The 23,927-nt window shown below is 65.0% G+C and carries 15 protein-coding genes, 1 tRNA gene and 1 riboswitch; of the genes, 7 read left to right on the top strand and 9 right to left on the bottom strand.

Annotated features, from left to right (window positions below; translation table 11 throughout):
* Positions 1–34: 34 nt before the first annotated feature.
* Both MRBLMU1_RS20240 and MRBLMU1_RS20245 read right to left on the bottom strand, forming a co-directional pair.
* Complete coding sequence (locus tag MRBLMU1_RS20240) at positions 35–991, bottom strand: cupin-like domain-containing protein (protein WP_363504784.1); 957 nt, start codon at positions 989–991, stop codon at positions 35–37.
* A gap of 108 nt (positions 992–1,099) precedes the next feature.
* Positions 1,100–3,211 (bottom strand): TonB-dependent receptor, encoded by a 2,112-nt coding sequence (locus MRBLMU1_RS20245; protein WP_363504787.1) that lies wholly within the window; start codon positions 3,209–3,211, stop codon positions 1,100–1,102.
* A 166-nt stretch (positions 3,212–3,377) separates the two neighbouring features.
* Positions 3,378–3,611: riboswitch (cobalamin riboswitch) on the bottom strand.
* Between the two features lie 123 nt (positions 3,612–3,734).
* On the opposite strand from MRBLMU1_RS20245, the gene MRBLMU1_RS20250 reads away from it, so the two are divergent.
* The 3 genes from MRBLMU1_RS20250 to MRBLMU1_RS20260 all read left to right on the top strand — a co-directional run bounded on the left by MRBLMU1_RS20250 (position 3,735) and on the right by MRBLMU1_RS20260 (position 8,608).
* Entirely contained in the window at positions 3,735–5,867 is a 2,133-nt protein-coding gene (locus tag MRBLMU1_RS20250; protein WP_363504790.1) for a hypothetical protein, read from the top strand.
* Between the two features lie 2 nt (positions 5,868–5,869).
* Complete coding sequence (locus MRBLMU1_RS20255) at positions 5,870–8,020, top strand: hypothetical protein (protein ID WP_363504793.1); 2,151 nt, start codon at positions 5,870–5,872, stop codon at positions 8,018–8,020.
* Positions 8,021–8,140: 120 nt separating this feature from the next.
* A complete protein-coding gene (locus MRBLMU1_RS20260; RefSeq protein WP_363504795.1) occupies positions 8,141–8,608 on the top strand; it encodes a DUF1203 domain-containing protein in 468 nt (155 codons plus the stop codon).
* 796 nt (positions 8,609–9,404) lie between these two features.
* Here MRBLMU1_RS20260 and MRBLMU1_RS20265 read toward each other — a convergent pair.
* The gene (locus MRBLMU1_RS20265; protein WP_363504798.1) at positions 9,405–9,698 is read right to left on the bottom strand and encodes a BPSL0067 family protein; all 294 of its coding nucleotides are present in this window, start codon (positions 9,696–9,698) and stop codon (positions 9,405–9,407) included.
* A gap of 208 nt (positions 9,699–9,906) precedes the next feature.
* A tRNA-Pro gene (locus tag MRBLMU1_RS20270) sits at positions 9,907–9,983 on the bottom strand.
* A 100-nt stretch (positions 9,984–10,083) separates the two neighbouring features.
* On the opposite strand from MRBLMU1_RS20270, the gene MRBLMU1_RS20275 reads away from it, so the two are divergent.
* Positions 10,084–10,920, top strand: coding sequence for an SIR2 family NAD-dependent protein deacylase (locus MRBLMU1_RS20275; protein WP_363504801.1), 837 nt, complete (start codon positions 10,084–10,086; stop codon positions 10,918–10,920).
* A 5-nt stretch (positions 10,921–10,925) separates the two neighbouring features.
* On the opposite strand, the gene MRBLMU1_RS20280 is transcribed toward MRBLMU1_RS20275, so the two are convergent.
* The 5 genes from MRBLMU1_RS20280 to MRBLMU1_RS20300 form a co-directional block, all read right to left on the bottom strand.
* Positions 10,926–11,633, bottom strand: coding sequence for a fumarylacetoacetate hydrolase family protein (locus tag MRBLMU1_RS20280; protein ID WP_363504804.1), 708 nt, complete (start codon positions 11,631–11,633; stop codon positions 10,926–10,928).
* 98 nt (positions 11,634–11,731) lie between these two features.
* Positions 11,732–12,343, bottom strand: coding sequence for a TetR/AcrR family transcriptional regulator (locus MRBLMU1_RS20285; RefSeq protein ID WP_363504807.1), 612 nt, complete (start codon positions 12,341–12,343; stop codon positions 11,732–11,734).
* Positions 12,344–12,487: 144 nt separating this feature from the next.
* On the bottom strand, positions 12,488–13,936 hold the full coding sequence (gene adeC / locus MRBLMU1_RS20290; RefSeq protein WP_363504809.1) for an AdeC/AdeK/OprM family multidrug efflux complex outer membrane factor: 1,449 nt from the start codon (positions 13,934–13,936) through the stop codon (positions 12,488–12,490).
* Between the two features lie 11 nt (positions 13,937–13,947).
* A complete protein-coding gene (locus MRBLMU1_RS20295; protein ID WP_363504812.1) occupies positions 13,948–17,091 on the bottom strand; it encodes an efflux RND transporter permease subunit in 3,144 nt (1,047 codons plus the stop codon).
* A 15-nt stretch (positions 17,092–17,106) separates the two neighbouring features.
* Positions 17,107–18,318: an efflux RND transporter periplasmic adaptor subunit gene (locus tag MRBLMU1_RS20300; RefSeq protein WP_363504815.1), complete on the bottom strand. Its 1,212-nt coding sequence runs from the start codon at positions 18,316–18,318 to the stop codon at positions 17,107–17,109.
* 265 nt (positions 18,319–18,583) lie between these two features.
* On the opposite strand from MRBLMU1_RS20300, the gene MRBLMU1_RS20305 reads away from it, so the two are divergent.
* The 3 genes from MRBLMU1_RS20305 (at position 18,584) to MRBLMU1_RS20315 (ending at position 23,915) form a co-directional block, all read left to right on the top strand.
* Complete coding sequence (locus tag MRBLMU1_RS20305) at positions 18,584–20,758, top strand: diguanylate cyclase domain-containing protein (RefSeq protein ID WP_363504818.1); 2,175 nt, start codon at positions 18,584–18,586, stop codon at positions 20,756–20,758.
* Positions 20,759–20,872: 114 nt separating this feature from the next.
* Positions 20,873–22,381, top strand: coding sequence for an ATPase domain-containing protein (locus MRBLMU1_RS20310; RefSeq protein ID WP_363504821.1), 1,509 nt, complete (start codon positions 20,873–20,875; stop codon positions 22,379–22,381).
* Complete coding sequence (locus MRBLMU1_RS20315) at positions 22,374–23,915, top strand: hybrid sensor histidine kinase/response regulator (RefSeq protein ID WP_363504824.1); 1,542 nt, start codon at positions 22,374–22,376, stop codon at positions 23,913–23,915. Before MRBLMU1_RS20310 ends, MRBLMU1_RS20315 begins: the two co-directional genes overlap by 8 nt.
* The last annotated feature ends 12 nt before the right edge of the window (positions 23,916–23,927 follow it).

The raw sequence follows: 23,927 nt of genomic DNA on the forward strand, positions 1-23,927 counted from the left end.
CAATTATTTTGAGTGTCAACGTATTCGGCGTTTGTCAGCCGTCGCTGCGCCGCAGGGACGCGTCGCCATTCAAGGCGAACGGCATCGACCTGGCCCACCGGTTCGAGGATAGCGAGAACGTCAGCGCGCGGACCTGGTGGTACCAGCCGGCCGGCACGTACAACATGTCGCCGGGATTGACGACGCACTCGATCATGGTCGCTTGGCGCGCCAAGGGAAAACGGTCGAAATCGGGCGCCTCGGGATCGAACGGGGAACCAAACAGGATGGCGTTGGCCTCGTTCGGGTACAGGAACTCGTCGTGATGGGGCGGCGACAGGAAAATCCGCTTGGTGCCCCAAATCTGCGCGAAGATATTATCGTCGTAGTCGCAATGCAGCGGCGTCACCGTGCGGGCCGGACCGATCCAGAAACGGGGCGGCCCCATTTTGTCGAAATAAGTCGGCCAGTGGCACATGTTGTTTAATTCGCGCAGCTCCAGATTGCCCAGGTAAGGCGGCAGGTCCTGTGTTTCGACGGCGACCAGGTCGAGATACTCCCCCATCGACATATCCCGCATCGCGCGGTCCGCCGCGAAGGCGGTGTTGATGTAGTCCCCTACCCGCGCGCGCACTTGCACCTCGCTGTAGCGATCGCGCAGCGTTTGCGGCGTCAGCGCGCAAAGCGGCCAGCGGTTGACGATACCGGTGATCAGGAATGGCAGGCCCTGCGCGGCGCGCGCGCGGAACGCCGCCGCATCGAGCGCGCGCAAGCGCGGCACCTCGGAAATTTCAGGCAGCGCGCGTGCGGCGCTCCGTATCGCGTCACGCATTTTCTGGATGGATGTGACGCCGCGAACCTGCGCATCCCTTTGCTCGCGCGCCTGTTTTTTGGCGGCCGCCTCCTCCGGCGAAGCAGGCCGCGAAGCCTGCAACGGCGGCGGCGAGCGCGGGGCGGTCCGCGTCGGTGGCGCCACTGGGCCGCCGGCCGTCGGATTTTTCTCTTTTGACATATGCCTTACCTTGAATTCCGATCACTCACAAGCCGCGCAGCATAACGCATGCCGTTTAAACCGCGCTAGTATGATCGGATCATAAACCCGGCAAGACGATCGCGGACGTTAGAACCGCCAGGCCAGACCGGCGCGCAAGGTGCGCATTTCGCCGGGATGGGTATGGATATCGGCCACCGGCGCCGCCTCGCCGGGCAAGCGCGACTCGTAATAGTAATCGATGTCGCTTACCTTGCGATCCAGCAGATTAAGCACCTCCAAAGTGAGCTTGAGGTTGGCCGCCAGCTTATACCCAAGCTTCATGTTGACCAGCGTGGAAGACGGCGAGCGCACGGAGTCATCCTCCACCAGCGCGCGCTGGCCGAAATACCGCAATCGGACGCCGCCCGACCACGGGCCGGATTCCCCGGACACCCCGACCGAGGCCGTGCGGTTGATCGAACCCGGAATGAAATTCCCCGCCGGATCGTTATCGGTGAAGCGCGCATGCGACCATGCCAGGTTGGCGTCGATGATCCAATCCTTGGCCGGCGTGTAGAAATTGGCCAGCTCGATGCCGTGGCGGCGGCTCGGACGCCCCGCCTCGGTGCTGCCCGCGTCGCCGATAAAAATGAGCTCCGAATCGAGATCGAGCCGCCATGCCGCGAGCGTCGTTTGCAGGCCGGGCACCAGCCCGACCAGGCGCAGCCCCGCCTCCTTGCCAGTGGCCTTGACCAGCGGCGTGGCGCGTTCGATCGGCGCGCCATCGGCATCGACCGCCAGGCCGGTTTTGGGATCGACCGTACCGGTGACGCCGCGCGCGTCGTTGCTGTGGAAGCCGCGTCCCCAATTCAGATACACCTCGGCGTTTTTACCAGGCGTGAAAACGGCGCTGAATTTGGGGCTGGTGATGGACGCGTCGACCTTGCCCGAGTTAGCAGCGGTGTTGCTGTCGACGTCGAACGAATAGCGGTCCGACCGAATGCCGGCCACGGTGCGCAGCCAGGGCGCCCAGGCGATGCTGCTGGACAGGTACACGGCGGCGGCACGCTCCTTGACCTCGTCCTCGCGCACGGTCGACAGGCGCTGGCGCGCCTCGGTCAGATACAGTCCGACCGGCGACAAACGGTCCTGGCGCAGCTGCGCGCCGACCACCGTCTCCGAGGCGAAGGGACCGAGCTTGTTCTGCCAGGCGCGCTCCGCGTTCAGGCCCAGTATCTGGCGGCTCTCGGCCTGGTGGTACTGGTCGCCGTGTTCGGGATCGTCAAGCACGTAGGTGAAATTGCTGAACAGGTCCAGGCGCGACTTGATCAGATAAGCGGCGACCTTGCCGTAGCCGTCGGCATACTGGCGCGTCCACTCGCCGGAGGCGCTGTAACGCGACGTCTCGCCGCCGTCGCTGGGATCGAGCGCGCCATAGCGGCCGATCAAGCCGCTGTCCAGCGCGCGGCGCGGCACCTGGTCGGTCGAATTCCACGACGAATGCATGCCCATCGCGGTCAACCGCACATCGTCGTCGCCGCTGCGCAAACTGTACGACAGCACGCCGTTCACGCGCTTGTAGTCCTCCGGCGTATCCCACGGACCGTCCTGGCCCGCGCGCTCGATCGCATACAGCAGCGTGCCGGCGGCCAGCGGCGTCGAATTCGCCACCAGCACGCGCGTAAAGCGGTTCTGGCCAGCCTCCACGCTCAGCAAACCCTGCTCCATCCGCCGCACATAGTCGAAGGCCGCCGCGCCGGCCGCCGAGAAGTCGCCCTCCTCCGCGTAGTACGTGCCTTTTTTGTATTGGATGGTGCTCACCAGCTCCGGTATCAGGAAGTTCAGGTCCGAATAGCCCTGGCCATGCGCATTGGTCGGCAGGTTCACCGGCATGCCCATCACCGAGGTGCGGAAGTCGGTGCCGTGATCGAGATTGAACCCGCGCGCGAAATACTGGTTGGCCTTGCCGTCGCCGGCGTGCTGGGTCACGATCAGCCCCGGCACCGCTTCGAGCAGCTCGCCGGTGCGCAGCAAGGGACGGTTTTCCAGCTGCTTGGCCGTCACCGTCCCCTGGTTGGCGGAATCGGCCACGCCAAGCGGAATCAGGCTGGCCGACACGCGTACCTGCTGCGGCGCGGCCTGGCTGCCGTCGGCGCTGGTGTCGGCGGCATCGTTGGCGAAGGCCGGCGCGGCCAGCAGGAGCATGGACGGAAGCAGGCGCAGCTTCCATTGGGGCTGGGGGGATTTCTTGTTCTTCATGAGGACTTTCTGTCACGACCGCTGGCGGTCTTTTTTTGAACGGCGCGCATCCCCGCACACCGTGAAAAAAGAAGCGAGCGCCATCAACGACGATCGGACGAAATCGCAAGCCGGCGCCGTGGCGCCGATCCCGCATCCTCCGCAAAACACGACACCTCCCGGCCGCTTGCTTCCATCCGTCTTGGCCGGTATCCGGGCTAACAGGTCGGATCGCCTCGCCTTCCCATGCTCGACGCACAGTGGACTTCAGAGACAACCAGCCGCGCGTTCCGTGGGAACGCGGGCGCCTGTTTTACCGTTGCGGGGACAGCACACGTTTACCGCCGGCATGCCAGCGCGTGTTTCCCGTTTAACTGCGGCCAGGAACCTGGCCGCGAGCACCAAAACGCCGCCATGATACGACGGGCTGGTCACTATGGCAACTTCAGCTCATCAACCGCTTAGTGACGACAGAGCCTGACCGCCTTTCATTTAGCACCGCCTACTGTTACTATAAAGAAATTTTTATTCTTACAATGTTTTTATGTTAAATATTTTGCGCGTGCTCGCATTGGCCTCGGCGTTGTGCAGCGCCCCCGCCTTCGGCGCCAACATCGACGCCCTCTTCCGCGCGAAATGGGTACAAGCGGAAACCAAACATTTCCGGGTGGTGACAGATCAGGACCCCGAAACCGCCCGCCTGATGATCAACGACCTCGAGCACATGCGTCATTTCAGCTCGCGAGCACTAGGCATCGACGCGCTCGATACCGTCGGACCGCTGACCGTGCTGGCCATCGGCAACGCCAATCTGTTCGACAAACTGGGTCTGCCGGAAAGCTACGGCGGTGTGTTCTCCTACGACCTGGAAGGCTTCGCGGCGATCGCCAACGTCAAAGGCTACGTCGGCGACAGCAACATCCCCACCTTCGCCCGCACCGTCTTGCTGCACGAATACCATCACTTCCTGATCCGCATGACGGAGCAGACCGTGGCCTATCCGATGTGGTGCGACGAGGGCATGGCGGAGTATTTCGCCACCTTCCGGTACGACAATACCTCGGTCAGCGTCGGCGACATCGACGAAACGAACAGCCGCGCCGGCGGTCTGTTCAGCGCCAGCGGCGCCATCAGCATCGACAGCGCCGCCTTGTTCAACACCACCAAGCTCGACTACCTCAAGACCACCCGCACCAACAAAATGGAGCTCAACGCGTTTTATGCACGGGCCGGCTTCGCCGTGCACTATTTCAATTCGTCGCCGGAACTGCGCGCCCAGTTGGCGCACTACCTGCGACTGTACAACCTCGGCATCGGCCAGGACCGCGCCGCCCGGCTCGCCTTCAAGCGCAGCTACGCCGAACTGGACAAGGACATCGCCAAGTATCTGCTGCGGCGCATGAGTGTGCGCATCTTCACGGCCACCGACGGGCCGTTCAAATTCCCGCCGGTGGACATCCGGGTGCAAACGCTGGACCAGCCGCGTGTCACGGCCGCGCTGGCCACCGTGCTAACCCGCGTCGGGATGCCGGGCGACACCATCGAAGCGGTGGTGGCAAAAAATCTGCAAGACAATCCCGACAGCGCCCAGGCCCACATCGACCGGTTGCGTTTCTCGCCCAAGGGATACGCTATGTCGAAAGTGACGCCGCTGGTCGAGCGCTTCCCCGGCAATGCGCCGCTGCTCGACATGCTGGGGAACACGTGGCTCAACCACGCCGAAGCGCTGCGCGCCAGCGGCCTGCCGGGATGGCAAGCACAGTTGCTCAAGGCGCGCGAGCAATTCCGCCTCGCCACCAAGGCCGACTTCAGCTATGCGGCCACTTATCGCGGCCTCGGCCGGGTGTACCTCCTCCTCCCCGACGGCGAACCGCTCGACGACGGCATCACAGGATTCGACACCGCCTCGATTTTCCAGCCGACGCCGGACAATTTCCGCGGCGTCGCCACGCTGGCACTGCGCACCGGCAACACCGACCTGGCGATCCCGGCGCTGCGCCGCGCCGTCACCTTCGCCAAGACGGACGGCTACAGCGAGGACGCGCTCATGCTCGACAATCTGGAGCTGCTCAACGACATGCGCAACGCCGCGCCCGCGCCCACGGCGGACGGGCTGAGCTATAAAAGCGGCACGCGCTATGTGGGCCAGGTGAGCGGCCTGAAACCCGATGGGCCAGGCAAGCTGGAGCGCATCAACGGCAGCTATATCGAAGGGACGTTCCGCGACGGCCTGCCGCTGACCGGCAAGCTGGTCAGCGCGCGCGGCGGCGAATACGAAGGCCAGTTCATCGCCGGCATCGCCGGCGGAGAAGGCGCGCTGCGCTATCCGAAGGAGGCGCCGGCCACCAGCTACGCGGGCGGCGTCGCGCTGGGCAAGCCATCCGGACGCGGCGTGATGACCGGCCCGACCGGCCGCTACGAGGGCGGCTTTTTGAACGGCGAACCGCACGGCGAAGGCAGCTTCACGCCGGCAGCCAAGCCCGTGGCCATGCGCGGCAAGTGGCTGTACGGCCGCTACGTGTGGCCGGCCGCCGATGGCGAAGTGTTTGTCGGCGCCATCGATGCGAACGGTCGGGCGAGCGGCGCGGGCTACTGCTACGTTGCCGCCACAAACAGCGAACTGCACCAGTGCCGGCGCGGCAACGAGCCCGCCCAACCTCCAACGTCGGACGAATAACCATGCGAATTTTTCTGAACACACTCATTCTGGCGCTGTGCAGCCTGCCCGCGTTTGGCGCCGATCTCGACGCGCTGTATCGCACATCGTGGGTGCAGGCCGAAAGCAAGCACTTTCGCGTGGTGACCGACGAGAGCACCGACACCGCCAGCCGAATGGTCACCGATCTGGAGCGCATGCGCCATTTCAGTTTGCGCGCCCTGGGCGTCGACGCGCTCGAAACGGTCACGCCGCTGACCGTCCTGGCCGTGGGCGACGCGAAATTCTTTGTGAAAGTCGGGCTGTCTGAAAACTACGGAGGCATATTCAACAGCTCCCTGCGCGGCCACGCGGCGATGGCCAACGTCCTGGGCTACATCGGCGACGGCGACACGCCGACCACCGCCCGCGCGACGTTGTTGCACGAATACCACCACTTCCTGGTCCGCATGACACAACAGACGGTGGCCTATCCGCTGTGGTGCACCGAAGGCATGGCCGAGTATTTTTCGACCATACGCTACAACAACACCTCCGTCAGCGTCGGCGATCTCGACGGGCTGCAACACCGTATTAGAGGCCTTTACGACGCCAAGGGCCGCATCAGCATCGACACCGCCAAACTGTTCAACACAACCAAACTGGATTTCCTCAAGACCAATCGGTCGAACAAGGAGGAGCTCTCCAGATTTTATTCCCGCGCCGGTTTCGTCATCCACTATTTCAACTCCTCGCCGGAACTGCGCGCCCAGCTGGCGCACTATGTGCGACTGTATAACCTCGGCATCGGCCAGGACCGCGCCGCCCGGCTGGCGTTCAAGCGCAGCTACGAAGATCTGGACTCGTACATCTCCCAGTATGTGCGCCACAACCTGAGCGCACGCGTGTTCACCACCACCGAAGGGCCATTCATGTTTCCACCCGTGGAAATCCGGGCCGGCGCGCTCGACCAGCCCCGTGTCGCGGCAGCCCTTGCCTTCGTGCTGACGCGTGTCGCGGTGCCGCGTGACACCATCGATGCGGCGGTGGCGAAGAACCTGCAATACAATCCCACTAGCGCCGACGCGAATATCGACCAGCTCATCTTCTCGCCCAAGGGGTACAACGGCGCGGCACTCGTCGCGCTGAGCCAGCGCTTCCCCGGCAATGCACAGGTGTTGGCGATGCTGGGTGAAGCAATACTCGGCAATGCCGAAGCCATGCGCGCCAGCGGCTTGCCGGGTTGGCAGGCGCTTCTACTCCAGGCGCGCGCTCAATTCCGCCTCGCCGTCAAAGCCGATCCCGGCTACCCCGCCACCTACAGCGGCCTCGGCCGGGTATATCTCAGCCTGCCCGACAGCGAACCACTGGAAGAAGGCATCGCCGGATTCGACACCGCCTCGATTTACCTGCGGACCCCGGCAATATTCCGCGGACTGGCCGCGTTGGCGCTGCGCTCCAATCATCCGGAAGAAGGCTTGACGGCGCTGCGCAACGCGGTCATCTTCGCCAACGACGGTGGCTATAGCGAAGACGCGCTCCTGCTCGACAATCTGGAACTGCTCAACGATGTGCGCAATGCGAAGCCGACCCTCACGCCGGACGGACTCGCCTACAAAAACGGTTCGCGCTACGTGGGCGGGGTGAACGGCCTGAAGCCGGACGGAGGCGGCAAGCTGGAGCGGGTCAACGGCAGCTACTTCGAAGGAACATTCCGCGACGGCCTGCCGCTGACCGGCAAGCTGGTCAGTGAGCGGGGCGGCGAGTACGAAGGCCAGTTCAGCGCGGGCGTGGCAAGCGGCCAAGGCACGCTGCGCTACCCGCGCGGCGCGGCCGCCGCCAGCTACGTCGGCGCGGCCGCCGCCAGCTACGTCGGCGACGTCGCGCTGGGCAAGCCCGCCGGCCGCGGCGTCCTGACGGGACCCACCGGCCGGTATGAAGGCGAGTTTCTGAACGGCGAACCGCATGGCGAAGGCAGCTTCACGCCGAAGTTCAAGCCTGTGGCCATGCGCGGAAAATGGCTGTACGGCCGCTATGTATGGCCGGCCGCCGATGGCGAGGTGTTCGTCGGCGCCATCGACACCCACGGGCGGGCGAGCGGCGCGGGTTACTGCTATGCCGCCGCCACGAACAGCGGCCTGCGCAACTGCCGGCGCGGCGATGAGCCCGCCAAGTTGGCCACGTCGGACGATTAAGCCGTGAAGGCATTCGGATCGGATGCCGGGTTGCCAAGGGTCGATGTCAGAGCAAGAACCGGATAGTTTATGCGCTCCGCCAGCGGTTTAATGTCGGCTCCGACTATAAAGGAGACCGTCATGAATTTTCGCATCACCGGCCTTTCGCCGTCAGCATTCCAACCTTACGTCGGCTTGCCGGACGCGGAACTGGAAGGTCTCGGCATCAAACGTTATGTGGTCGATGCAAAGCCAGGTTTCCCCGACCGTATCGAGATGGTGGAAGCGGAAGTCGGCGAGACGGTGCTGCTGCTGAATCATGTCTGTCAGCCAGCGATGACGCCATACCGCGCTTCCCACGCTATTTTCGTGCGGGAAGCCGCCACGAAGGCTTACGACGCCGTCAATCAAATCCCCCAATCGATGCGTATCCGGCTGCTGTCGCTGCGTGGCTATGATGCCAGCGGCATGATGCTGGCCGCTGACGTCGTGCAGGGCACCGCGATAGAGACCATCATCGTCAAACTGTTTGCAAATCCTGACGTCAGCTATATCCATGTCCACAACGCCAAGCAGGGTTGCTACGCCGGCCGGATCGACCGCGTGTGACACCCCTCTCCGTATCGTGCCCCCCTTGTTGAATCCAGTCAGACAGGGGAAATCCAGTTTTTCTGGGACCATCCGTCCACGAACGTTACGACATTGATCCAGTCATTTTCCGCTTCCAACGGGGTGGGTCGGAGCCTCTATCACAGCCGTGCTCGAAGTAAAAACCCTCGCCCTGCTCTTTACCGGCCTTGCTTTTATTGGGCTGACGTCGCGGCGTCGACTCGGCTCATAGAAAAATAGTGGCAATTGGATAGATTTCTAACTGTCAATTTTCATATAATGAAAGCAAGCGTTCAACGAGCGCACTTCCTGGAAATAACGTGCTAGACGTTCACGCCTCCGCCACATCACTCCCGCTGCGCAAGTTCTTATGCTTCGTTGGTTGGCACAATTGGTCATACGCCGACCGCTCGCACAGAAATTGCCAATACTGCCAGCGAGCGGAAGAGCTGGACGAGGACCCGAACCGAGAGTTCTCGCCCTCCCTCTGGAGAGAGCGAGAAAAATAAACATCGCCGCCAGAGTAGCCGGCGCCGACACAGCTACCCGCACCAGATGCTGGCCGCGACTAGTCGCCCGCGCGCCCGCTTCAGGCGCGTTTCACAGGCTCGTCCGCCAGTGGAAATTCGGTACATCACCCGCGCATACATCGGTGGCATGCGATGCCAGCAACAAGACGCTACTGCACAACCCAAAAATTATCGTAGACGTTTGAGTCACTTAAGCCTCCAGGGATATGGGCCAAGCGCCCCTTTTTATAGATTGCGCGCTGCTTTATTACAGCCAGGCCCTTCCACTACTCCATGACAACGATGTACTCCGGGCAGCCAGTCCTGCTATCGAACGGCCCCATCCCGAGAAAAAACCCGGCATGGTTGCCCGTCGGCTTATTGGGATATCGCCCGTTCTTGTCGAACGTAGCTATAACGGTGCCGACTCTGATGTACCCGGCATCGATGACCCGCACCCATGGGCGCCAGCTTCCCGTCCATCCGACGTCGGTCAGCGCCTGCACCAGCGCAACGCAGTCGCCGTTACCCACAACCGGCTTACCTTCCAGTTTTTGAACGTCATTATAGATGTGCGGCATAGCCCCTCCGGACAATGAGAAGCCTCATTGTTGGGCCGCTGGGGGGCTGGGCCGCTGGACAGGATCAAGCTTGGGCGCCGGCGCATTTGCGGGAGATCAGGCAAGGCGTGTCACTGAAGGCCGCGAATCTCTAGGGGTCAACGTAGGGGTAATTTTCACGTGCAAGAAAAAAGCCAATCCGAAGATTGGCTTAAGTCTTTGATTCTATTGGTCGGGGCGAGAGGATTCGAACCTCCGACCCCGTGCACCCCATGCACGTACGCTACCAGGCTGCGCTACGCCCCGACGAATTCGCAATTATAGCAGCCGCTTTAAGTATTTGTCATGTTTGCTTTGCGCCACAGTGGAATAGAATTCCCTCCCGCGCGGGGCTAAGATATCCGCCATGTCCGAATCCTCACCCAACCACCTGCTAGAACAAGCCGCCGCCCTGGTCTCCGATGCCGATCTGCTGGTCATCGCCGCCGGCGCCGGCATCGGCGTCGACTCGGGTTTGCCGGATTTTCGCGGCAACCAGGGCTTCTGGCAAGCCTACCCCGCCCTCGCCCGCGCGCGGATGGAATTCACCAGCGTCGCCTCGCCGGACACCTTCCGCACCGATCCGTCGCTGGCCTGGGGCTTCTACGGCCATCGCCTCAAACTGTATCGAGACACCGCGCCGCATGCCGGCTTCGCGATGCTCAAGGAATGGGGCGAACGCATGGACCACGGCTATGGCGTTTTCACCAGCAACGTCGATGGCCAATTCCAGCGAGCCGGTTTCGACCCGCAGCGGATCGACGAATGCCACGGCTCCATCCATCACCTGCAATGCCTGACGCCCTGCAACGGCGATATCTGGAGCGCCGACGATTTTCTACCGGTGGTCGACAACGACGCCTGCCGGCTACTGAACCCGGCGCCGACCTGCCCCCGCTGCGGCGCGCTGGCGCGGCCGAACATCCTGATGTTCGGCGACTGGGGATGGAATGAGCGCCGCTCGGCGATGCAGGAGGCGCGCTTGCACGCATTGCTGGAAAAGGCGCGAAGGCCGCTGGTCGTGGAGCTGGGCGCCGGCGTGGCGATACCGTCGGTACGCCACTTCGGCCAGCGCGTGATCCAGCAGCACGGCGGCCGCATGATACGCATCAATCCACGCGAGCCGCAGGTGGCCGGGGCGCGCGACGTCGGCCTGCCGATGGGCGCCCTGGCCGGCCTTACCGCCATCGACGCCCTGCTCTAAACGATTTACACCAATTTGACGACAATGCCGGACAGGCCGTCGACCTTGCCGGTCAGGGTCTGGCCGCGTACCACGGCGCCCACGCCTTCCGGCGTGCCGCTGAAAATCAGATCGCCCGGCGCCAGCGCGAACAAGGTCGACAAATTGGCGATGGTTTCGCTGATCGACCAGATCAGATGGTCGATGGTGGCGGACTGCTTGGTCACGCCATCGACGTCCAGCTGGATCGCGGCGTGGCCGATGTCGCCCGCTTCGGCGGCGCGGTGGATCACGCCGATCGGCGCGGAGTAGTCGAAGGCTTTACCGATTTCCCAAGGCCGTCCGGCGTCGCGCATCTTGAACTGCAAATCGCGGCGCGTCATGTCCAGGCCCACCGCATAGCCGAAGATGTGCTGTGCCGCGTCTTCCACGGCGATGTCGCTGCCGCCCTTGCCGATGGCGACCACCAGTTCGCACTCGTAGTGCAGGTTGTTCGTCACCTGCGGATACGGCAGCTCCACCACCTGCCCCGGCGCGACCGGCACCAGCGCCTGGGCGTCATTTGGTTTGCAGAAGAAGAATGGCGGTTCGCGATCCGGGTCGTAACCCATCTCGCGCGCGTGGGCGGCGTAGTTGCGGCCGACGCAGTAGACGCGGCGAACGGGGAACAGGTCCGCGGTGCCGGCGACCGGCAGGCCGACGATGTCGTGGGCGGGAATAACGTAGGAAGTCATGATGCTCCGATGGCTGGAATGGGAGATCAGACATGGTACAACAACAAAAACCGGCCTGCTCGGCCGGAAACACTACGAGACAAATTCGTTCAGCCGAATCAGGTCATCAACAGCGCGGTCATCGCGACGCGGAAGGCTTCCGTCAGGCCGTCGCGGTTCATATCGGGCCGGTTCAGCGCGCGGATGGGCAAGCCCTGGAAGTACGAAATGATGGTGTCGATGCGGCCGTCGAGCGTCTTATCGTCCACCGGCAGGTTGCGGCGCTCGCGTCCCGCCTTGACCAGCAGGCGCAGTTGGGTGCGCGAGTTTTCCTCGTGCACGCGCAGTTTGGCGGCGATCACCGGATTGCGCGACGCCTCCGCGTACATCTCCAGCGGCACGTGCCACGGCTGCGGATCGAGCGTCTCGTCAATATGACGGCGCGCGTCGTCGATCATGGCCTGCAATGGATCGTCGCGCGTTTGCAGGTCGACCAGCAGCCCGGTGACGTACTCGCTCTCGCGTTCGACGATCGCCATGATGATGGCGTCCTTGCTGTCGAAATAATTGTAGATATGGCCGGCGCTCATGCCGGCCTGCTTGGAAATCTCGGACATGCTGGCGCCGTGAAAGCCACTGCGCGCGAAGCACACGGCCGCCGCCTCCAGCACCTGGTTGCGGCGGTTCTGCGCACGTTCCGGGTCGGTGCGTCGTTTTGCGGGGGTAGTCATGTCATGTCCTTGGGTATCTCTCTATGCCTTGGGGCGGAACTGTGGCGGTGCCGACCGGGTTTGTCAATCCACCCTTGGGTCGATGCGGCGGGCGCGCAACAGCCGTGTATCACGGCCGCCGCGCCCACCGCCCGCCTGTGAAGTCTAGCCGCGCGGCGGGTTGCCCTGTTGAGCAACCTCAGGTTGCCAGCCGCCGCCGAGCACCTTGTACAAGGTGACGGCGTTGCTGGTCTGGTTCAGGCGCGTGCTGATCAAGCCCTGCTGGGCCGAATACAGCGCGCGCTGCGAGACCAGCGCGTTCAGATACGTGTCGGCGCCCTTGCGGTAGCGGGCATCGTTGATCTTGAAGCTCTTCTCGGCAGCGTCCACCAGCGCCTGCTGCGACGCCAGGCGCTCATCGATGGTGCCACGCGTGGCCAGCGCGTCGGCCACCTCGCGGAAGGCGACCTGAATCGCCTTCTCGTACTGCGCCACATAGATGTCGCGGTCGGTCTTGGCGATGCTCAGATTGGCGCGATTGACGCCGCCGTCGAAGATCGGCAGGTTGATCTGCGGCGCGAAGCTCCACGTGCCCGACCCGGACTTGAACAATCCGGACAGGTTGCGGCTCGCGCTGCCGCCCGACGCCGTCAGCGAAATGCTGGGGAAGAAGGCGGCGCGCGCCACGCCGATATTGGCGTTGGCGGCGCGCAGCGTGCGCTCGGCCTGCTGCACGTCCGGACGGTTGCGCAGCAGGTCGGACGGCAGTCCGGACGGGATGGCGGCCAGTTGCGTGACCGGATTGAGTTCGTCGGCCGGCAGCAGGTCGGCCGGCACGGCGCCGCCCACCAGCAGGTTCAGCGCGTTCTGGTCCAGCGCCACCTGCGCGGTGTAGGTAGCGACATCGTTGCGCGCGGCCTGTACGCTGGTCTCGGCGTCGTACATGTCGACGCCGGAAGTGACACCGTTCTCGAAGCGCTTGCGGCTCAGATCATAGGTGATCTGCTGGCTGCTCAAGGTTTCCGCCGCCAGCTTCAAACGCTGCTGGTCGGCCGTCAGGGTCAGATAGGCGTTGGCCACTTCGGCCACCAGGCTGATTTGCTGCGTACGGCGCGCTTCCTCGGTGCCTAGGTAGGTCTGCAATCCCGCCTCGGAGGCATTGCGCACCTTGCCGAAGAAGTCCAGCTCATACGACGGCATCGACAGCCCGCCGCTGTATTGGCGCGTGATGGCCGCGTCGCCGGTGCCGGTCATGTTGGCCGGCGTGCGGGTGGCGCTCTGGCTGACGCCCGCGTTCACCTTCGGCAGCAGCGCCGCCGTCTGGATGTTGTACTCGGCGCGGGCGCGCTCGATGTTGAGCACCGAGACGCGCAGATCGCGGTTGTTGGCCAGCGCCAGCTCGATGACTTTGCGCAGGCGCTCGTCGGAGAAGTACTCGCGCCACTGGATTTCCGACACAGGCTTGGCGTCGGCGGCCGCAGGCGGCACGCCCTTGTACGCTTCGCCGGCGGGCCAGGCCTGCCCCACCGGGGCGGCCGGACGCTCGTACACCGGCGCCAGGCTGCAACCGGCCAGCAGCGCCAGCGCGGCCATGGTGATTAAAGACTTATGCATGGTTTTCATGGTTAATGCGCCTCCACGTGCGAGGTTGGCGCCGGTGGCGTGACCTTCTTCTTGCTGAAGAAGCCGCGCACCAGCACAAAGAACAGCGGTACGAAGAAGATGCCCAGGAACGTAGACGTCAGCATCCCGCCCAGCACACCGATACCGATGGCGTTCTGGCTGCCCGAACCGGCGCCGCTGCTGATGGCCAGCGGCAGCACGCCCAGACCGAAAGCGATCGACGTCATCAAAATCGGACGCAGACGCTGGCGCACCGCCTGCAAGGTCGCCTCACGCAGTTCGACGCCCTGCTCCTGCAGGTCCTTGGCGAATTCCACGATCAGAATCGCGTTCTTCGCCGCCAGGCCGACCACGGTCAACAGACCGACCTGGAAGTACACGTCGTTCGACAATTTGAACAGGAACGTCGCCAGCACCGCACCGACCACGCCCAGCGGCACGATCAGCAGCACCGAGAACGGAATCGACCAGCTTTCATACAGCGCGGCCAGGCACAGGAACACGATCAGGATCGAGATGCCGTACAGCGCCACGGTTTGCGAGCCGGAGTCGCGCTCTTCGAGCGACAGGCCGGTCCACTCGTAGCCGATACCCGGCGGCAGCTTCGCCGCCAGGGCTTCGATTTCGGCCATCGCCGTGCCCGAGCTTTGGCCCGGCGCCGGGGCGCCCAGGATCTCGCTTGACGACAGGCCGTTGTAGCGCTCCAGGCGCGGCGAGGCGTAAATCCACTCGCCGGTCGAGAAGGCCGAGAAAGGCACCATCTCGCCGTCGGCGTTACGGACGAACCATTTCTTCAGGTCTTCCGGCGCCATGCGCGATTCGGCCTGGCCCTGCAGGTACACCTTCTTCACGCGGCCACGGTCGACGAAGTCGTTGACGTAGGCGCTGCCCCAGGCGTTACTAAGCACTTGGTTGACGTTGGCCACGGTCAGGCCCAGCGCGATCGCCTTTTGCTGGTCGACGGTGATCTTGTACTGCGGCGTGTCTTCCTGGCCGTTCGGACGGACGCCGACCAGCACCTTGCTCTGCGAGGCCATGCCCAGCATCTGGTTACGCGCGGCCATCAAGGCCTCGTGACCGACGCCGCCGGTGTCCTGCAACTGCAAATCGAAGCCGGAGGCGTTACCCAGCTCCAGCACCGCAGGCGGGGCGAAGGCGAACACCATCGCGTCCTTGATCTGCGAGAACGCGCCCATGGCGCGGCCGACGATGGCGTTGACGGCGTGGTCGGCGCCCTTGCGCTCCGACCAGTCCTTCATGCGGACGAAGGCGATGCCGGTGTTCTGGCCGTTACCGGCGAAGCTGAAGCCGGCCACCGCGAACACCGATGCCACGGATTCCTTCTCGTTGTTCATGAAGTGCTGTTCGACCTTTTCGATCACCTTGAGCGTGCGCTCCTGGGTGGCGCCGGTCGGCAGCTGGATCTGCGTGAACAGCACGCCCTGGTCCTCTTCCGGCAGGAAGGAGGTCGGCAGGCGCATGAACACGAAGGCCAGCACGCCGAGGATCAGCGCGTACACCACCAGCGAACGGCCACCACGGTTCAGGATCTTGCCGACGAAGCCTTCGTACTTATGGCTGCTCTTTTCAAAAGTGCGGTTGAACCAGCCGAAGAAACCGGTATTGATCGCCGTGTGGCCCTTCGGCACGGGCTTGAGCAGGGTGGCGCACAGCGCCGGCGTGAACACCATCGCCACGATCACCGACAGCACCATCGCCGAGACGATCGTGATCGAGAACTGGCGGTAAATCACACCGGTGGAGCCGCCGAAGAAGGCCATCGGCACGAACACCGCCGACAGCACCATGGCGATGCCGACCAGCGCGCCGCTAATTTGCGTCATCGATTTGCGCGTCGCCTCGAGCGGCGACAAGCCCTCCTCGGTCATCACCCGCTCGACGTTTTCCACCACCACGATGGCGTCATCGACCAGCAGGCCGATCGCCAGCACCACCGCGAACATGGTGAGTGTATTGATCGAATATCCGAGCACGGACAGGATGGCGAAGGTCCCCAGCAGCACGACCGGCACGGCCATGGTCGGGATCAGGGTGGCGCGGAAATTCTGCAAGAACAGGTACATCACCAGGAACACCAGCACGATCGCCTCGACCAGGGTCTTGACGACTTCCTCGATCGAGATCTTGACGAACGGCGTGGTGTCGAAGGCGACGACGGCCTTCATCCCGGCCGGGAACAGTTTTTCCAGTTCCGCGACCTTGGCCTTGACGGCGGTGGCGGTATCGAGCGCGTTGGCGCCGGTGGCCAGCTTGATGGCCATACCGGTGGCGGCGTTGCCGTTGTACCGCGACAGGACGGCGTAGTTCTCGCTGCCCAGTTCCATGCGGGCGACGTCGCGCAGGTGCACGGTGGCGCCGCTGGACGAGGTCTTGAGCAGGATCGCGCCGAACTGCTCGGCCGTTTGCAAACGGCTCTGCGCCGACACGGTGGCGTTGAGCTGCTGGCCCTTGGCGGCCGGCAGGCCGCCCAGTTCACCGGCGGAGACCTCGGTGTTTTGCGCGGTGATAGCGGTGGTGACGTCGGCCGGCGTCAGTTGATAGCTTTGCAGCTTGGCCGGGTCGAGCCAGATGCGCATGGCGTACTGCGAACCGAAGGCGGTGACGTCGCCCACGCCTTCGACGCGGCTGATCGGATCGATGACGTTGGCGGCAACGTAGTCGCCCAGGTCGGCCTGCTTCATGCTGCCGTCCTCGGAGATGAAGCCGAGCACCATCATGAAGTTCTTGGTGGCCTTGCTGACCACCAGGCCCTGTTGGGTGACGGCGGCCGGCAGCAGCGGTGTGGCCAGTTGCAGCTTGTTCTGCACCTGCACCTGCGCGATGTCGGGATTGGTGCCGCTGCGGAAGGTCAGCGTGATGCTGATGCCGCCGGTCGAATCGCTCGACGAATTCATGTAGCGCAGGCCGTCGATACCCTTCATCTTTTGTTCGATGACCTGGGTGACGGCGTCCTCCACGGTTTTAGCCGAGGCGCCAGGGTAGGAACCGGAGATCGAGATCGATGGTGGCGCGATGCTTGGGTACTGCGCGATCGGCAGTCCCATGATCGCGAGTACCCCGCCGAGCATGATCACAATGGCGATCACCCAAGCGAAGATGGGGCGGTCAATAAAGAAGCGTGACATAAGCTGGCTCCCGTCTTAGTGCGCGCTTTTGGCGGCGGGAGTGGCGGCGGCTGCGGCGGCGGGAGCGCCCGGAGCGGCGGCGGGGGCGGCGGCGGCCACCTTGGCCGGCGCGCCCGGTTTGACTTTTTGCAGACCCTCGACGATCAGCAGGTCGCCGGCGGCCAGGCCGGACTTGACCAGCCATTTGTCGCCCTGGGTGCCGGTGGTGACCAGCACGCGCTGTTCGACCTTGCCCTGCGGGTTGAGCACCAGCGCGGTGGCCTGGCCCTTCTGGTTGCGGCTCACGCCCTGCTGCGGCACAGCGATCGCCTGCTCGTCGACGCCGGCTTCCACCACCGCGCGCACGAACATCCCCGGCAACAGGTCGTTCTTAGGATTCGGGAACAAGGCGCGCAGCACGACGTTGCCGGTGCTGGTGTCGACCGAGACGCCGGAGAACTGCAGCTTGCCTTCCTGGGCGTACTTGGTGCCGTCGGCCAGCATCAGGGTCACCTTGGCCTGGCCCGATTGTTTCAGGCTGCCGCTTTCCATGTCGCGCTTGAGGCGCAGCAGGTCTTCGCTCGATTGCGTGATGTCGACGTAGATCGGGTCGAGCTGCTGCACGGTGGTCAGGGCGTCGGTCTGGTTGGCGGTCACCAGCGCGCCCGGGGTCACCGTCGAGCGGCTGATACGGCCGCTGATCGGCGCGTAGACGTGGGTGTATTTCAAATTGATCTGCGCCTCTTCCAGCGCGGCGGCGGCCGATTCCACATCGGCCTTGGCCTGGGCGTCGGCGGCGACGGCGTCCTCGTAGTCCTGGCGGCTGACGCCTTCGATGGCGACCAGCTCCTTATAACGGGAGACTTTCGGGCCGCTGGTCATCAGGTTGGCCTTGGCCTTGGCCAGGGCCGCCTTGGCCGAATTCACGCTGGCTTGGTACAGCGACGGGTCGATTTGATAGAGGGCGGTGCCGGCCTTGACGTCGGCGCCCTCGACGAACAGGCGTTTTTGTATCAGTCCGTTGACCTGCGGGCGCACTTCGGCCACCTGGAAGGCGGCGGTGCGGCCCGGCAGTTCGGTCGTGATCTGCAGCGCTTGCGGCGCCACCTTAAAAACGCCCACTTCCGCCACCTGCGCTTGAGGTGCTACGGTCGTGGATTTGGAGCAACCGGCTACCAGCACGGTTGCGGTGATCAGGGCTGCTGCCCCGGCCGTCCGCAGGGACGGTTTGCAGAAAAGAGCTTCCATGGCTTGGGACTTTCTGTAGAAATTATGAGCACAAACCATAGAATGAACGATCATTCTAATTATGTCAAGCTGGCATTTAATTTCGTGTGGCAACTTTAAGGGGCATTTAAGAAAACATCCGGGGACCCGAGTGCTGGCGGTTTGTGGTTGCACACAAGGAATTTGTCTATAACAACGGAATTATCCCGACTGTCGGGTGCTACAATAAAATTACTTTCTTTCAGTTATCTTTCAGGTCTGAAACAAGGCCGAAGGACCTGTCGTCATGACCACGCAGCCTATCCACCGCACGGCTCGCCCCCGGCTCACCACCCTGGTGACGGCGGGTGTCAGCGCCACGGTGTTGCTGACCGTGCTCTCGCTGCTGATCCTGGTCGACCATTTCGCCTTCCACTACGCCGAGCGCGAGGCCGGCCAGCGCCTGCAACAGCTGTCGTGGCAGACGCGCGACGCCCTCAACCGCGTGGTGCAGAAAGCCACCGGCGACGTCCAGCTGCTGACCGACCTGCCCCAGGTGCGCGACGCCAGCTCGCCGGCCGAAGTGCGCGCGGTGCTCGAGAGCGTGCAAAAAGCCTTCCCCGACTACGCCTGGATCGGCCTGGCCGCGCCCGACGGGCGCGTCTACGCCGCCACCCAGGGCATGCTCGAAGGCGCCGACGTCGGCGCGCGCGACTGGTTCAAGGGCGGACGCGACAAGCTGTTCGCCGGCGACTTCCACCCCGCCACCCTGCTCGGCAAGAAATTGCCGGCCAGCGCGGACCCGTGGCGCTTCGTCGACGCCGCCGGGCCGGTGACCGGCGCCGACGGGCGCCCGCGCGGCGTGCTGTGCGTCCACATGAGCTGGGGCTGGGCGCGGCGCATGGCGCAAACCATCGTGGCGCCGGCCGACCAGGCCTACGCGGCCGACATCTTCGTGGTGCGCGCCGACGGCACCATCATCCTCGGGCCCAAGGGCATGGAGGAGCGCAAGCTGGCCAGCGAGAGCCTGACACTGTCGCGCACCGGCGCCACCGGCGCGGTCAGGGAAACCTGGGCCGACGGCCGCAGCTACCTGAGCGGCTACTCGCGGACGGGCACGGCGGGCGACGCGGCCACCCTCGAATGGTCGGTGATCGCGCGCCAGCCGGAGGACGTGGCGCTGGCCTCGGCGCGCGCGCTGGAGCGCCGCATCCTGCTGCTCGGCGCCATCCTCGGGGTGGCGATGGCGGCGGCCGCCGTCGTCGTCGGACGCCGCTACACCCGTCCGCTCAACGCGCTCAGCCGCAACCTCGAGCTGCGCTCGGCGGCGCCGGCCGGCGCCACCGGCCTGCCGGAAATCGTGCGGGTCGACAGTTTCCACGAGGTGCAGGTGCTGTCGAGCGCGCTGGCCCGCATGCTCGACAACGAACAGTCCCACCTGGCCGCGCTGCGCGCGCTCAACGAAAAGCTCGAGTCGACAGTGGGCGAACGCACCCGCGAGATCGCCCGCAAGGCGCTGCAGCTGGAGCGCGCGCTGGCCCAGGAGCACAGCACGCAGCGGCTGCTGCACGAGCGCGCGGCCGAACTGCGCGCCATCCTCGACAACGCGCACGACGCCTTCATCGCGCTCGATCCGGGCGGCGTGGTGCTGGACTGGAACCGGCAGGCCGAAAAGCTGCTGGGCTGGACGCGCGCCGAGGTGATCGGCCAGCCGCTGGCGGCGATGGTGCTGCCGCCGCTGCTGCGCCGCGCCTACGAGCGCGACATGCGCCAACTGGCCGAGGCCGGCGCCAGCGGGGGCGTCGGCGCGGCCGGCGAGGCGGCCGTGCTCAACCGCCGCGTCGAGCTGACCCTGCACAACCGCGATTGCCAGGAGCTGCCGGTCGAGATCTCGCTGGCGTACGTGCCGCGCGGCAGCGGCCACCTGTTCATCGCCTTCCTGCACGACATCAGCGAGCGCAAAAAACTGTTCGCGTCGATGGAGCAGATGGCGCTGCGCGACACCCTCACCGGCCTGCCCAACCGGCGCGCGTTATTACAGACTTTGACCGAGGCGCTGCAGCGCGCCAACCGCCTGCGCCAGTGCTGCGCCGTCTACTTCCTCGACCTCGACCGCTTCAAGCAGGTCAACGACCGCTACGGCCACGACGAAGGCGACGAGCTGCTGCGCCAGTTCGCCGCGCGGGTGCGCGGGGCGGTGCGCAAGACCGACACCGTCGGCCGCCTGGCCGGCGACGAATTCGTCGTCATCGTCGAGATGCTGCACTGCGAATCCGACGCCCGCGAGGCGGCCGACAAGCTGCTCGCGCTGCTGCGCCGTCCGTATCCGCTCAAGACCGTCACGGTGCAGCTGGGCGCCAGCATCGGCATCGCCGTCTACCACCCGGACGATCCGCAGGATATCGAAATGCTACTCGGCCGCGCCGACCGCGCCATGTACGTCAACAAGCAGCAGGGCGCGCAGCGGCTGGCGCGCCGTTAGTTCCGGCCAGCCGCGCCACGCTTTGTTCGCTAGCGTACGCATCTTTCATATCGAAAACCCATCTTTTCCCGTTTCCGGTAATATTTAAAGCACCTCAAGGCACTGGATTCGGACATGGAAGCACAAAACAGCGTCACCAATCTTTTTCTCGCCACCGGCGTGCCCGGCCTGGACGAAGTCCTGGCCGGCGGCCTGACCCGCGACCGCCTCTACCTGGTCGAAGGCGAGCCGGGCACCGGCAAGACCACGTTGGCGCTGCAATTCCTCAACGAGGGCGCGCGCCACGGCGAGACCGTGCTCTACATCACCTTGGCGGAGACGGCGGTCGAGCTGCGCAGCGTGGCCGAGTCGCACGGCTGGGACATGAACGGCATCGAGGTCGAGGAGATCATCCCCAACGAGAACGCGCTCGATCCGGACCAGCAGTACACCATCTTCCATCCGTCCGAGATCGAACTGGGCAGCACCACCCAGCGCATCGTCGCGGCGATCGAAAAATACAAGCCGCGCCGCGTGGTGCTCGATTCCTTGTCCGAGCTGCAGCTGCTGGCCGAAAGCCCGCTGCGCTACCGGCGCCAGGTACTCGCGCTCAAGCAGTACCTGACCAGCCGCTCCTGCACCACCATCTTCCTCGACGACCGCACCGCCCTGTCGACCGACCTGCAGGTGCGCAGCGTGGCGCACGCCGTGCTGACCCTGGAGCTGGCCGACCAGGCCTACGGCGCCGAGCGGCGCCGCGTGCGGGTGGTCAAGTACCGCGGCATCGCCTTCCACGGCGGCGCCCACGACTACAAGATCGTCCGGGGCGGCCTGCACGTCTATCCGCGCCTGGTGGCGGCGGGCACGCGCGTCGAGAGCCTGCGCCGGCAGCTCTCGAGCGGCCTGCCGGAACTGGACCAGCTGATCGGCGGCGGCCTCGAGGAAGGCATGAGCACGCTGATCTCCGGCCCGCCGGGCACCGGCAAATCGTCGCTGGCGGCGCAGTTCATCCATGCGGCGGCACAGCGCGGCGAGGCCAGCGCGATGTTCCTGTTCGAGGAGGCGCGCAACAACATGCTCAACCGCTGCGCCAACCTGGGCATGGACTTGAGCGGCGCCATCGACAAGGGCCTGCTGACGGTGCAGCAGATCGACCCGGCCGAGCTGGCGCCGGGCCAGTTCGCGCACGCGATCGTCGAGGCGGTCGAGCGCGGCGTGCGCATCGTCGTCATCGACAGCCTGAACGGCTACCTGAACGCGGTGCCCGACGAGCGCTTCCTGACCATCTACCTGCACGAGCTGCTGACCTATCTGGGCCAGCGCGGCGTGGTCAGCATCATCGTCGGCGTCCAGCAGGGCATGATCGGCACCGGCATGACCACCTCGGTCGACGCCAGCTACATCGCCGACAACGTCATCATGCTGCGCTACTTCGAGGCGGCCGGCGAGGTGCAGCAGGCAATCTCCGTGTTCAAGAAGCGCGGCAGCGCGCACGAGCGCACGATCCGCCGCTTCCAGGTCACGCGCGGCGGCATCAAGGTCGGCGCGGTGCTGAAGAATTTCCACGGCATCCTGACCGGCGTGCCGACCTACACCGGCGACGTCGACGGCCAGGACCATGCTGTCGACGTCGCCCATGGCTGACCCGATGGAAACGCGCATCCTGATCCACGCGCCGCTCGGCCAGGACGGGCCGCTGGCGGCCAAGGTGCTGGCGATGGCGCACATCGACAGCCACGTCTGCGCGACCCTGGCCGACCTGGCCGCGCAGCTGGAACTGGGCGCCGGCGCGGTGCTGACGGTGGAGGAGGCGCTGGGTCCGGGCGGCTTCAAGCTGCTGCAGGACTGGGTGGCGCGCCAGCCCGACTGGTCGGACCTGCCGATCGTGCTGCTGACCCATCGCGGCGCCGATTCGCAGACGGTGCGCCACGCGGTGGCGGGCCTGGGCAACCTGAACCTCATCGAACGGCCGGTGCGCACGCTGACCTTGATCACCGCGCTGCATTCGACGTTGCGGGCACGCAACAAGCAATACCAGGTGCGCGAGGTGGCGCGCCGCAAGGACGAATTCCTCGCCAGCCTGGGCCACGAGCTGCGCAACCCGCTGGCGCCGATCCGCACCTCGGTCTCGCTGCTCACGCACCTGTATCCGGACGCGGCGCCGGTGGCGCGCATCCGCGACATGGTCGAGCGCCAGGTGCGCCTGCTGACGCGCCTGGTGGACGACCTGCTCGACGTCGCCCGCATCACCAGCGGCAAGATCAAGCTGCAGCGCCAGCTCGTCACGCTGGCGTCGGTGATGAACCATGTCAGCGAACTGTGCGCGCAGGCGGCCAGCGCCAAGCGCATCCACGTGGCCTGGCAGCTGCCCGCCAGCGAGATCATGCTCAACGCCGACTACGCGCGCGTGGTGCAGATCTTCGCCAACATCCTGTCGAACGCGATCAAATTCACGCCGCAGGGCGGCAACGTGGTGGTGCGCGCCGTGGTCGATCGCAACAACCTGACGGTCTCGCTGCGCGACAGCGGCATCGGCCTGGAGCCCGAGGCGATCCAGCGCATCTTCCGCATGTTCGAACAAAGCAATACCGTGGTGGGCCAGTTCTCCAGCGGGTTGGGGATAGGATTGAGCCTGTCGCGCCAGTTCGCCGAAATGCACGGCGGCACCGTCGACGCCTACAGCGAGGGGGCCGGCAAGGGCAGCGAGTTCATCATCAATCTGCCGGTCGTCAACGACAGCGGCGCGCGCGAGCCGGTGCCGCTGGCCTCCCCGGCCGCCGCGGACGGACGCAAGATGAAGGTGCTGGTGGTCGACGACAACACCGACGCCGCCGATTCGCTGGCGGCGCTGCTGGAGATCGACGGTTTCGACGTGCGCGCCGTCTACGACGGCGCGGCGGCCGTGGCGCTGAGCGCCGAGAGCCAGCCGGACATGATCATCATGGATCTGGGCATGCCCGGCATGGACGGTTACGAGACGGCGCGGGCGATCCGCCAGCGCCCCGGCGCCGAGCGCATCCTGATGCTGGCCCTGACCGGCTGGGGCCAGAGCGACGCCCGCCGCCGCACGGTGGAAGCGGGCTTCGACCACCACCTGGTCAAGCCGGTGGAGCTGGAGCAAATCATCCGCCTGGCCGGCGCGCGCCAAAACCGCGAACAAGTACAGGCGGCGCGCTGACCGGGCTTGGTC

It is taken from the genome of Burkholderia sp. LMU1-1-1.1 (assembly GCF_040675865.1).
GTDB lineage: Bacteria > Pseudomonadota > Gammaproteobacteria > Burkholderiales > Burkholderiaceae_D > Rugamonas.